Source organism: Mesobacterium pallidum (genome assembly GCF_019966535.1).
GTDB lineage: Bacteria > Pseudomonadota > Alphaproteobacteria > Rhodobacterales > Rhodobacteraceae > Mesobacterium > Mesobacterium pallidum.
Genome location: NZ_JAIMID010000022.1, coordinates 36976 through 49257, shown reverse-complemented (window position 1 = coordinate 49257; position 12282 = coordinate 36976). Strand labels below are relative to the sequence as shown.

7 protein-coding genes and 1 pseudogene are annotated in these 12282 nt (G+C 68.3%); 7 read left to right on the top strand and 1 reads right to left on the bottom strand.

The window, feature by feature from the left end; translation table 11 throughout:
* Position 1: 1 nt before the first annotated feature.
* From MF270_RS23685 to MF270_RS23670, 4 genes are read left to right on the top strand one after another with little or no spacing between them, the layout of a single operon-like run.
* Positions 2-1102: an AAA family ATPase gene (locus MF270_RS23685; RefSeq protein WP_238368217.1), complete on the top strand. Its 1101-nt coding sequence runs from the start codon at positions 2-4 to the stop codon at positions 1100-1102.
* A gap of 4 nt (positions 1103-1106) precedes the next feature.
* Positions 1107-5747 (top strand): hypothetical protein, encoded by a 4641-nt coding sequence (locus tag MF270_RS23680; protein ID WP_238368216.1) that lies wholly within the window; start codon positions 1107-1109, stop codon positions 5745-5747.
* A gap of 45 nt (positions 5748-5792) precedes the next feature.
* A complete protein-coding gene (locus MF270_RS23675; RefSeq protein ID WP_238368215.1) occupies positions 5793-8612 on the top strand; it encodes a S8 family serine peptidase in 2820 nt (939 codons plus the stop codon).
* Positions 8612-9397 carry a hypothetical protein gene (locus tag MF270_RS23670; RefSeq protein WP_238368214.1) on the top strand — a complete coding sequence of 262 codons (786 nt, stop codon included), beginning with the start codon at positions 8612-8614 and terminating at the stop codon, positions 9395-9397. The genes MF270_RS23675 and MF270_RS23670 overlap by 1 nt, the downstream gene beginning before the upstream one ends.
* Positions 9398-9536: 139 nt before the next feature.
* On the opposite strand, the pseudogene MF270_RS23665 reads toward MF270_RS23670, so the two are convergent.
* Positions 9537-9959 (bottom strand): annotated as a pseudogene (locus MF270_RS23665) (transposase); the annotation flags it as partial.
* Between the two features lie 142 nt (positions 9960-10101).
* Here MF270_RS23665 and MF270_RS23660 point away from each other — a divergent pair.
* From MF270_RS23660 to MF270_RS23650, 3 genes are read left to right on the top strand one after another with little or no spacing between them, the layout of a single operon-like run.
* Positions 10102-10776: a phosphatidylserine decarboxylase gene (locus tag MF270_RS23660; RefSeq protein ID WP_238368213.1), complete on the top strand. Its 675-nt coding sequence runs from the start codon at positions 10102-10104 to the stop codon at positions 10774-10776.
* A gap of 12 nt (positions 10777-10788) precedes the next feature.
* Positions 10789-11526, top strand: a complete 738-nt coding sequence (gene pssA, locus MF270_RS23655) for a CDP-diacylglycerol--serine O-phosphatidyltransferase (protein WP_238368212.1) — start codon at positions 10789-10791, stop codon at positions 11524-11526.
* Between the two features lie 20 nt (positions 11527-11546).
* Positions 11547-12167: a class I SAM-dependent methyltransferase gene (locus MF270_RS23650; protein ID WP_238368211.1), complete on the top strand. Its 621-nt coding sequence runs from the start codon at positions 11547-11549 to the stop codon at positions 12165-12167.
* Positions 12168-12282: the final 115 nt, after the last annotated feature.

Here is a 12282-nt window from a genome sequence, read left to right as displayed (position 1 = left end):
GATGGCAAGCAGGTTCCACATCTACAAGGGGCTGGCGGACCCGCCCGACCACGCGGAAGAGCTGGATTTCGAGATGCGGCGCCCGGTCCTGCGCAGCCACAAGGAAGAGGACCGCTACATCGTCGATGACGCGCTGCGCAATGCCGTCAACGTGGCGCTCAACCTCGGCCAGCCGCTGCTGGTCTCGGGCGCCCCGGGGTCGGGCAAGACCCAGCTGGCCTATGCCGTGGCGCGCGAATTCGGGCTGGGCGAGGTCATCAAGGTCTCGGTGACCTCGCAGACCGAACTGTCGGACCTGTACTACCGTTTCGATCACATGGGCCAGTTCCGCGACCTGCAGAACGCCGAGACGATCCGCAACCCCCACGACTACCTCCGCCTGACCGGGCTGGGCCACGCGCTGCTGGCGGCGGGCGGGCCGGGCCAGCGGATCGAGCACATGCCCTCAAGCGTCTATCCCTCGCTCAAGGCCATCAAGCCCGACCTCGTGGTGCCGCAGACGGCCGGGGAACTGACCCATGCCGCCTTCTTCGAGGGCCGGGACGGGCCCGCGCGGCGCGTCGTTCTGCTGGACGAGATCGACAAGGCGCCGCGCGACACGCCCAACGACATGCTGGGCTGGCTCGAGGAAAGCTACTTCGAGATCCCGGAACTGGGCCTGCGCATCGCGCCCTTCGATCACGATCTCAACCCCGGGCTCGCGCCGCGACGCCCCATCGTCTTCATCACCAGCAACGGCGAAAAGCGGTTGCCCGACGCCTTCCTGCGGCGCTGCGCCTACCACCATATCGAGCCTCCGTCGCGCGATCGCATCACGGAGATCGTCCTGCAGCGCGGGGTCAGCAAATCGGTGCTGCTGAGCGACGCGCTCGACATCTACTTCGGCCTCACCGGCGGCGAGGTCGCGCTGACCCGCAAACCCGGCCTGGCCGAGGTCATCGCCTGGATCGTGCTGCTGTCCACCCGCAAGGGCGAAAGGGAAGATGCCCGGATCTCGCCCGAGGCGCTGGACGCGACGCTGGGCTGCCTGCTGAAACTCAAGGAAGACGGCGACGAGGGGCGCCGGTTCCTCGCGGATCGCCTGCCCAAGACGCAGGTCTGACCAGATGGTCGGGGCCCGCGACGACCCGGTCTTTCCCGAGCCGCTGGGCGGCGGCTACGTCGAGACCTTCTGCTACGAGTTGCGGGACCTGCACGGGTTCGACATCGGCCCGATCGAGGTCGAGCAGGTGCTGCGGGTGCTGGCCGCGCTCGAGTTGTCCGGCCAGCGCATCCGGACCGCGGCCGAGGCCTGGCAATACCTGTCCCCGGTGCTGGCCCGGGCCCCGGAGGAACAACGGCTGCTGCGTGACATCATCTCGTCGGCCTTCGTCGATGCCGGCGGCGCGCCGGTCGCGGTGGATGAGCCCGGCCGGTCAAAGGGGCCTGTTGCCGTCCCGACCGAGATCACCATGCCGGACAGGGTGCCGCGCGGCCCGCTCTTCTACCTCGGCGCCATTGGGTTGCCGCTTGCCGGCCTTGGCCTGCTGGTGGCACTTTTTGTCTGGTTGTGGCGGGACGGCGAGCCCGTGCCAGCCAAGCCCTGCGACCCGACCCTGCAAATCTGCGGCGGCGAGCCGCCCTCGACCTCGCCCTTCGACCTGCTGCTGTCCCTGCTGCGCCCCTTCTTCGCATCGGCCACGACCATCCTGGCCGTGCTGGTCGGTGCGCTTGTCCTTGGCCTGCTGATCCATGTCCTGCGGCGCGTCCGCCGCCTCGCGGCCGAGCGCGACGGCATCCCCGACACGCTCGAGCGGCTGCGGCCGACGCTCAAGGGCGCGGGGCCGATCTTTTTCGCACCGGGCGACCAGACCGAGGCCCGGATCGCGCAGCTCACCCGCCACGAGCAAGTCGAGACGCGCAAGCTGGATGCCCCCGCGACGGCGCTGCGCACGGTGCTCAACGGGGGGTACCTGACTCTGGTGCACCAGTCGCGCAAGGTGCAGCCCGAGTTCACGATCCTGTTCCAACGGGCCAGCCACCGCGACCAGTTCCAGATCCTGGTGGAGGATCTGCGCGCGGCCATCGCGCGGGAACATATCCATGTCGACCGCTTCGACTACATCTCGCTGCCCGAGCGCCCGGTCGAGATTGGGCAGGACGGCAAGGCGCTGCGCACGGTCAGCTTCGAATCCCTCGTCGCGAAGGCAGAGCAAACCCATATCCTTCTCGTGGCGCATCCGGACGACCTGGTGAGATCCGCGCGGCAGGTGGTGCCTTGGCTGGCCAGGCTCGCGCGCCACGGCCGGGTGACGGTGCTTTCGACGGTGCCGCTGGCGCAGCTGCGCCGGCCCATGGGCGCGATGCGCAAGGCGGGGATCGACCTTTACCCGGCCTGGACGCTCGTAGCAGCGGAGGATGGGGACGACCGCCTTGGCCGGGCCTCGCGACGGCTGCCGTCCGACACCGCCCAGGTCAGCGATTTCGAGCCATCGGAGGGCGAACAGGTCGCGATGGGCCGTTGGTTGACCCGCACCCTGTCGCCCCAGGCGCGCGAGGTCCTCGCGGGGCTCAGCATCTACCCCGAGATTTCGGTGGCCATGACACGGGCGCTCATCGCGCGGCTCAAGGCCGCGGATCGGCGCGCGTTGCTCGATGGCGGCACGATCGGCCAGCTGATCGGCCTGCGCTGGATGCGGGTGGCGCGGCTGCCGGATTGGGCGATGCAGCTGGTCCGGCGCGATATCCCCGACGCACGCCTTTTCGAGCTGCGCGATGCCGTGCAGGACTGCCTCGTGCCGGACAGCACGGGCCGGGATGCGATCAGCCTGGCCATCGACGACCGGGTCTTCGGCCTGCCGCGGCTGCGCGGCGCGGGCGCGGCGGCGCTGGTCGAGGCGGTGGTAGGCCGGCAGGCCTGGCGTCACGGAGAGCTTGCCGTATTCTTCAGCAACGCGTTTCGGGGGCAGCAGACCAGCCCGGCCACCGCGCGCCGCATGTTCGGCCTTTTCGCAGTCATGGTCACGGCGCTGGGCCTGACCTATGCCGCCGAGCTGCGCGGCTCCGCGCAGCTGGCCGAGGCACTGGCCTACCCGGTGCTGGCGGTCGCGGTGGCGTTGCACATGGTGGGCCAGTCGACTGCGCCACGCGCCACCGTCCAACTCCTGAACTGGGTGGCCTGGGCCGGGCTGCTGGTCGTCGTGGCGCAGTCGCTGGGCAGCAAGGCGCCCGCGCCCCTGCTCGCACCGGCCGGCGTGCTTTACGCCGTCTTCCTCGGGCGCGGCCCGCCGGGCACCGCGCGCAGCTTCGAGGAGGTGCTTGCCGGGATGAGCTGGGTCACGGCGGGCCTGATCTTCATGACCGTCATGTTCGCCGCCACATCGCTGCCGGACAGCCTGACCGGGCTTGCCGGCCTCCCGCTTCTGTCTACGGCGATCCTGGTCTCGACCGCCGCATCTTCCCTGGCCTGGCCGCTGCGCGCACCTTTGCGGGATGCATTCCTGGTTTCGGCGCTGGGCTTTGCACTGGCCGGCCGGGGCATCTGGGATCTCTTTGCCCTCGACGGCCTCGGCTTTGCGCTGAATGTGCCGGGCGGGGCCCAGGGCGCAATCGACACGGCCCTCAGCGTCTTCGCAAGCACCCTCCTGCTGGCGGCCGCCGTCTTTGCGCATCTCGAATGGCGCGGGGCGACGCCGCATCGAACGGGCTGGATCGTCCCGATCCGCTCGGCCGGCCTTTTCGCGCTGCTCGCGACCGTCACGCATGTCGGCCAGGGCTTTGGGGTCGTGATCGCCTTTGCCCCCTTCGCCACCTTCCTGTTCATCGCCGCGGTTGCCGATATCTTCCGGCTCCACCAACCCGGAAGGGAGCTGCGCTGGATCTGGATGATCCTGCTGTCCTTCGTGCTTTCTCTTGGCCTTTTTGGTTTCGTGTCGGTCCAGTTTGGCACGCAGGGCAGTGACGCCGTCCTTCTGACCCAATCGCTGGCCATCATCGTCACGCCGGCGCTGGTGCGGCTTGCCTTCCCGTGGATGTTCAAGCCGTTCCAATGGACCGTCTTCACCCAGGCCTGGCCGAAGAGCACGGCGCGCGCGTGGGTCCTTGCCCTCCCCGCCGGCGCGGCATTCATGGTCTTCGGCACGTTCAGCTACGCGATCGGTCCGCTGACGATCGACTTCACCGCCTTCGCGATCCCGATGGCGGCGATGATCGCCTATGGGCTTGGCCGCGCCGGGTTCTGGGCGGTGGCCATCGGCGGGCTGCTGTTCTGGGTCCAGTATGACCTGAGCGGCCTGAGCATGCGGCAAACGCCCGCCGAGTACTTCGCCTGCCTGCTGGTGGCGCGCGTCATCGGCTCGGCCGAGCTGCGCCACGAGATCATCACCACGGCCGCGCTGACCACCTGGCAGCTGCTGTTCCTCTCGCTCGGGTTCGCGCTGACGGCCTCGTATTACTTCGGCGCCATCGGCCTGGTTCACGCGCCGCAGGTCTATCTCGAGGTCGTCCTGCTGCTGATCGGGCTCAGCCGCGTGCGCCTGGCGCAGATCGCGCCCCTGCTGACATGGTGCTGGGTGGCCTCGGTGGTCATCGGCACAATGCGCCTTGATTGGGGGGGCGGATTCAGCATTTCGCCGACGCTGCGCGGCACAAGTGACATCGTCGCGCTTTTCGTCTGTTTCCTGGCGGGGCGCGCGCTGCGCGACCTGCTGGTGAACCCGCGCGCCTATGACCACCTGCGCCCGCAGGTGATGCAGGGGCTGTTGGGCCTGATCGCGTTGGACCTCTTGCGGCTCAGCTACCAGGCGGAGTTTGATGCATTCACCTTTTTCCTCGCCCTCGATCCAGTCCCCTACGTCGCCAAGGTTCTCGGCTTCGTCGCGCTGGGCTTGATCGGAGGCTGGCACGGCGTGACCCGTGCCTTCATCGTCAGCTTCCTTGCCTATTTCATCCTTCCGGTGATCCTGGCGTCCCTGCCCGACGTGAACGTGGAATTCGGCGGCTTGCAGGTGGGTTACTACACCCCCGGCTCCGGCCTGGGCGTGCAATACGACATCGGCCGGGGCGTGAGCATCGGTCTCGGCTACCCGCTGCTGAGCCTCTTCGGCCTCTGGGCCCGCCGCGCGCTGTTCCGGCGCGCCGGCTTGCCGGAGCTTGACCGGGCCAGCTATCCCGACCTGCTCGGCGGCATTCGGGCCGAACGCGAAGCCGGCCGGCGGGTCGCCTTCTTTGCGAGCCTGCCGGGACATGTCCGCGACCTGCTGGACCTCCCGCGCATCGAGCATTCGGCGCGACGCCCGGCGCTGCCCTTTGCCGAGACCAGGCATGTGACGCCCTACCTCGACGCAGACAGCGCCGCCGCGCTGCTGGCCGATCACAGGGCGCTGACCGCGCGGGGGCGGATCAGCGCCGGGGGCCATCCGGTCCTGCGCGCGCTCTGGCTGGACCGGGTGGCCGTGCTGAGCGGGATTGTCGTGTTGTTCTACGTGCCCGTCTTCCTTGTCCTGCTGCTGTTCCAGGCCGACCCGGTCCCGATCGAGCCCATCGGGATCCCGTTCGAGGACTCGGGCCTTGTCCCGGTGCCCGATACCGCCGGGCCCGATGCGGCGAATGGCGCCCTGATCGGGGCACCCACGTCGCCGGATGGGCCCGTCATCGAACAGCCGATCATCGAACAACCCGTCATCGAAGACCCGATCGTCCTGGAACCCATCGTCGTGGAGCCCGCACCCGATCCGGTCTGCACCTTCCTCCCATGGCTTTGCCGATGACCGCCACCCCCATCCCGCCCGCATGTCCAAGTCCGGAGAGTTTCCATGACCATTGACCCCAAGGCCCTGACGACGCGCCATTTCACCTGGAAGACTGCCTACACGCTGTGCGAGGCGTCGCGGCTGGCCTACGACCCGCCCGAGCGGTTGCAGCAGACGCTGCGCGATACCTGGAAGATGCGCGGGCAGGCGTTCTCGGTCGGCGAGACGCAGGGTTTTGTCGCCGCCAATGACGCGGTGATCATCGTGTCGTTCCGCGGCACGCAGGGCCTGGCCGACTGGGGCGACAACCTGCGGGCCGGCTGGACCGAGTTCGCGCCGCTGGGCGGGGATGCCCATGCGGGCTTTGTCGGCTGCTGGGCGCGGGCCTCGGACATCGTGGACCGCGTCCTGGCGCAGGCGGGCGGCAAGGCGATCTGGTTCACGGGCCATTCGCTGGGCGGGGCCCTGGCGCTGCTGGGGGCCGCCACCCATGCCGACAAGGGGCTGGCCGGCCTCGTGACCTTCGGCCAGCCCCGGCTGCTGGGGCGACGCTCGGCCGAACGGATGCACCAGCTCTTCGGGGCCCGCTACACCCGCATCGTCAACGCGAACGACATCGTCGCCAAGGTCGCGCCGTACTTCCGGCACACCGGCGCGCTGTTCCACTTCGACCGCTACGGCGACCTGTCCGAGGATGTCCTGCCGGAAGACTCCGACACCCGGGCGGAGCTCTCGGACGACCCGGGCCCGCCGCCGCTGGACGAGGCGGAATACACGGCGCTGGTCAACGAGATCGAGCGCCTGAAGGAGGACCAGGCGGCCCAGATCGCCCAAGGCAGCCCGCTCGTGCTCGAGGAGGAGACGGGCGCGCCGCTGGTCTTTGCCGACGACCTCAACGCCGCCATCGAGGGGCAGGTGATCGGGGTCGCGGCGCACCGGATCGGCCGCTATGTCGACCTGACCCGGGCCATGGCCTTCCCGCCCGGTGTGCCGGACCTGCGGGCGGCGGTCGCGAACCTGCGGCCGCGGTCCCGCACCGCCAGTGGCGACACGCCGACCTTCGTCGATTTCGACATCTCCGAAATCTCGCCCTTCGAGATGGGCATTGCGCCGACCAGCCACGGGGCGCCCCCGGACCCGGTGCCCGCGCAGCGCCAGCCCATCCTGATCCGCCTGCGCGGCTCGGGCGACTGGGCCCCGCCGCCCGGCCTCGAGATCGGGTCGCGGGTCGAGCGGGTCGTCACCGCCTTTGCCACCGCCGAAGACCTTGTCGCGCTGGCCGACCATCCCAGGGTTTCGGGCATCGAGGTCAGCCGCGAGGCGGGCGTGCTCGAGCTCGAAAGCTCGATGCCGTTCACCGGCGGATCCGCCGTGCACCGGCCGCCGATCGCAGAGCAGGGCGACGCGGCGCTGGTGGGCATCGTCGACACCGGCGTCGATATCCTCCATCAGGCGTTCCGCGATGCCACGGGCACGGCCACGCGGATCGTCGCCATCTGGGACCAGCGCGGCTCGGGTGGGGCGACGCCGCGGTCGCTGAACCCGGCTGTCTTTTCGCAGAGCTACGGGCGCGTCTATCTCGCTGACGAGATCAACGCCTTCATCGCCGACCATGCCGCCGGAACGCCCAGCCATCCCCGGCGCCTGCGCGATCCCGACCGGCTGGGGCAGGGCGGCCACGGCACCCATGTAGCCGGCATCGCGGCGGGGCGCGCCGTTGGTACCCATCCCGCGGGCATGGCGCCCGAGGCCGGCATCGTTGTCGTCATGTCGGCGCTGGCCCATGCCACGGACGACCCGACAAGCATCGGCTATTCCGTCAGCCACGTCGACGCGGTGCAGTTCCTCAAGGGCGTGGCCGAGGGCGCGTTGCCGTCCTCGCCCGGGATCCGGCCCATCGCGATCAACGTGAGCCAGGGCATGAACGCCGGCGCCCATGACGGGACCAGCCTGCTCGAGGCCGCCTTTGACATGGCCACGGGGATCGGGCGGGACGAGGGCATCGTCATCGTGAAATCCGCCGGGAACGAGCGGGCCGAGCGGGGCCATGCCAGCAAAGCGCTGTTCCAGGGCGTGGAGCTGATCGAATGGGACAGCGACGCGACCGTGCAGCGTACCGACTACTTCGAGGGCTGGTTCGATGCGCGCAACGACGTGGCCTTCCGCGTCATCGGCCCCTCGGGGCGCGCCACGCAGCAGGTGACCTTCGAAAGCCCGGACACGGCGGCCGATCTCGACGGCGCCCGGGTCGAGCTCAGCCTGACCCGGAGCCACCGCGACAACGGCGATCACCGACTGGCGCTGACCATCCGGCAGGGCGCGGGCCAGCCGCCGACGACCGGCTCCAGCCAGACCTGGGCCCTCGAGCTCGAGGGCCGCGACATCCGCAGCCAGGACCAGCGCTTTCACTTCTGGGCCGAGCGCACCGGCGTGCGGGCCACCCGGTTCCTGGTGCCCGACGAATCCGCGACGCTGTCGATCCCGGGAACGGCGCGCACGGTGATCTGCGTGGGCGCCAGCAACGCGGAGCTGCCGATCCGCATGAACCGGTCCTCGAGCCAGGGGCTGACGCGGTCGGGCGAATTCAAGCCTGACCTGGCCGCGCCGGGCCACAAGGTCGTGTCGGCCATGAGCGGCCAGCCCGCGCTGGACGCGGTGGTGGCGAAAACGGGAACCAGCATGGCGGCGCCGCACGTGACCGGCGCGTTGGCGCTGGTGCTGTCGCAGCGCGCCAAGGCCGGCGGGCGCCAGCTGAACGCCGAGCAGCTGAAATCCGGGCTCGTGGTCACCTCGCGGCCCGTCGGAGCCACCCATCATCCGCTGGCCGGCTACGGCATCCTCGATGTCGCCGCCCTGCTCGATCACTTCAAGGGATTTGCCTGATGACCCATGATGCCGATGCCGTCCTGGCCTTTGTCGACGCGCTGGAGATCGAGGCGCCGCCGCCTCCGTCGCCCTTCGAATCCGAAGAGGCCGCGGCCCCGCCGTCCTACACGGGCGCGGCGCAGTCCTTTGTGGTCGGTTCGCAGATCTCGAGCTTTGCCGCGGGTTTCGATGCCGATCTGCGCTCGGCCGTGCTGAACGTCTTCCTGCTGGCCCAGCTTGCTGCCGACAAGGTGCTGCGGGTGACCGGCGGCGGGTCCAAGGCGTGGTATGCCGCCTATACCGGCACGCTGGGTCGGCTTGGCCTGCTGGACGAAAGCCGCGGCGCCAGCCGACAAACCGTGTCGGGCTCCTTCCTCGAGGTGCACAACGCGGCGCTGGACATCATGACCGCGCTCCTCGGGGCCTCCGTCGCGCCGGCGACGATGATCGTCAAGGTGCTGGAGTCGCTGGGCAAGTTGCAGGAGTCCGACACCCAGCCCTGGATCACCTTCTTCGAACGCAAGAGCCAGCGCGCGGACGCCTCGCAGTTCCAGGTGGTGCATGTGGGGGCCGAGGGCGGGTTTCCCGTGATGTACCTTGCCGCGTTCGAGCTGACGGCCCGGGCGCGCCTGACGCAGGTGTTGTTCGTCAAGTTCAAGGACAGCGAGGCGCAGCTGTCGCACCTGAGCCGCAGGATCACGCTCGACCCTGCGCTGCTGCGCCGGGCCGCGCCCCGCATCGCCGCGAAACTCGGGGCGCATATCGACGAGAACATAGACGAGATCGACATCGACGAACTGTGATCGGCCCGGCGGAGCGGGGTCCTTGTCCGGGCCGTTCCGCAGCCGGGGCCGGGCGCGGGATGACAACCCGAAACCTTCGATGACAGCCGGTTGATGCTTTGCCGGAACGAACCTCGGCGGCCACGATACGCGGGGCTGTTCCGTTGCGCACCGCTATGCGGAGCCGAAGCGCCGCGACATGGCGGTTGACGTCCCGCGACATGAGGCGCTGCCCCGGACACTGCACACAATGCATCTTCGTCTCGATGCGGCTCCCGCGGTGGGATCCCCTCCATCGTCACCACGAGGTTCGGCCGAGGTACCTGGAGGCGCGCAGAGTTTCATTTCGCGCGGCGGCGCGGACGGTGATGGTCCTCCTCGGCTTTGCATTCATGCGGGACGGAATGACAGCGCGAGCGCGTCGGTCGGCAATGGCGACATGGCAATTTCGTGTGCCAGGGGCCGTCCATTGCCCCGCAGGCGCATCCGCAGGATCCTGCCGGGAGGGGGCGGTGACGTTGCAGATCTGCTCGCCCTCCGGGTTCTGGCCGAACAGATCCGGCAAGACCTGCGCGCCGGGGATGCCGCAAATCTTGGCCCGGTTCCACCCAGGTGTCACACGATTGCCGGCGAGGATCCGGCGCGGGGGGAATTGCCTCTTGCCTTGCCGACCAAGGTCAACGACGTATCGGGGTGCCAAGAGTCGACCCGGAGACCCGCGAACAATGCGTATGCGTGACACCTTCATCAAGCCGATGCACCCGGAGGGACGGCGCTTTGTCGCGATCTTCGCGATCATCACCGTCGCCCTGTTCCTCGTGTCCGGACTGCTGGGGTGGATTGGCGTTTGCCTGACAATCTGGTGCTACTACTTCTTTCGCGACCCCGAGCGGGTGACCCCGGCGCGTCCCGGCCTCGTCGTGAGCCCGGCCGATGGCATCGTTTCGCTGATCGAGGCCGCGGTGCCGCCGGCCGAGCTGGGAATGCCCGACACCGCGCTGACCCGGGTGAGCATCTTCATGAGTGTCTTCAACTGCCACGTGAACCGGGTGCCGATCTCGGGCAGGATCACGAAGATTGCCTATCGCCCTGGAAAGTTCTTCAACGCGTCGCTCGACAAGGCCAGCTCGGACAACGAAAGGAATGGGCTGCGGATCGAAATGGAAGACGGGCGTGACCTGGCCGTGGTGCAGATCGCCGGCCTGGTCGCACGGCGCATCGTCTGTTTCACCAGCGAAGGCAACGTCTTGGCGACCGGCGAGCGGTTCGGCCTGATCCGCTTCGGATCGCGCCTGGATGTCTACCTGCCCGAGGGCGTGGTCCCGCAGGTCGCGCTCGGCCAAACCATGATCGCCGGCGAGACCGTCATCGCCGACCTGTCCGAAACGGTCCGGGACTGAGGGGGCACCACGATGTCCGACGCCCCGAACAAACCCCCGAACGAGTTCGCGCTGATCCAGCTGCTGCCGAACATGATGACGATCGCGGCGATCTGTGCCGGGCTGTCGGCCATTCGCGAAGGCTTTCGGGAGGAGTTCGTGACGGCAGTTCAGTTGATCCTGGCCGCTGCGGTCCTTGACGGGCTGGATGGGCGGATGGCGCGTCTTCTGGGAAGCGACAGCAAGTTCGGGTCAGAGCTCGATTCGCTGGCCGACTTTCTGAACTTCGGGGTCGCGCCCGGTCTGATCGTCTATTTCTGGGTCCTGCAGGATCTGCCCAGCGCCGCCTGGCTGGCCGTTCTCGTCTACGCGGTCTGCGGCGTCATGCGCCTGGCCCGCTTCAACGTGAGCGACAAGGCAAAGGACTCCAAGGCAGACGCGGCCTATTTCGTCGGCGTTCCGGCGCCTGCGGGCGCGCTTCTGGTCATGCTGCCGATGTACCTGTCGTTCGCCTTTTCGGATGCACCGATCCTTCCCGGCCCATTGATCGCGGTCTACATGGTCGGCGTCGGATTCCTGATGATCAGCCGCATTCCGACCTGGTCGTTCAAGAAATCGAAGATCTCGCGCCGCAACGTGAAGTACTTCCTTGTCGGATTTGCCGTGGTTGCCGCCGCGGTGTTGATACACCCTTGGATTTCGCTGGTCGCCCTGTGCGTGGCCTATATCGGCACGGTGATCTGGGCTTTGCTGGACCAAAGAAGACGCTGAAGGAGGCGCAGAGGATCGCGATGGACATCAAGGCAGTTCAAAGCTCTTACAAGCGGTGGGCGCCGGTCTACGATCGGACGTTCGGCGCGATTACGAATGTCGGCAGGCGGCAGGCCGTCGAATACATCAATGGTCGATCCGGCACGGTGCTGGAAGTTGGAGTCGGCACCGGGCTGTCGTTGCAGCATTACCGGCCCGACCTCGAGGTGACCGGCATCGACTTCAGCGAAGAGATGCTGGCCAAGGCCCGGGCCAAGGTGCGGGACTTGGACCTCAAGCACGTGGTGGCGCTGCGGCAGATGGATGCCCGGACGCTGGATTTCCCCGACGGGCACTTCGACGCCATCGCCGCGATGCACGTGCTGTCCGTGGTGCCGGAGCCGGAACGGGTCATGTCCGAGATCGCACGGGTGTGCAAACCGGGTGGCAAGGTGGTCATCACCAACCATTTCAAGCGGGATCATGGGCTGCTGTCGAGGGTGGAACAGGCTGCGGCGCCCTTGTCGAACCTGCTTGGGTGGCATTCGGATTTCGAGATCGAGACGGTCTTGAAGGAACCCGACCTCGCGGTCGAGATGCAGACATCCCTGCCGCCGATCGGGATGATGACGTTGCTGGTGCTGTCAAAGACGAAGGCGTGACGCGCGTGGTTGCCGACGCTTGCGCCGGTCCGGCCGGGAGGGTCGGCTTGGGTCAGATCGCGGCACCGGGTTCGTCAGCTGGCCGCAGCTCCTGGCAGAACTCGGGACCCAACCG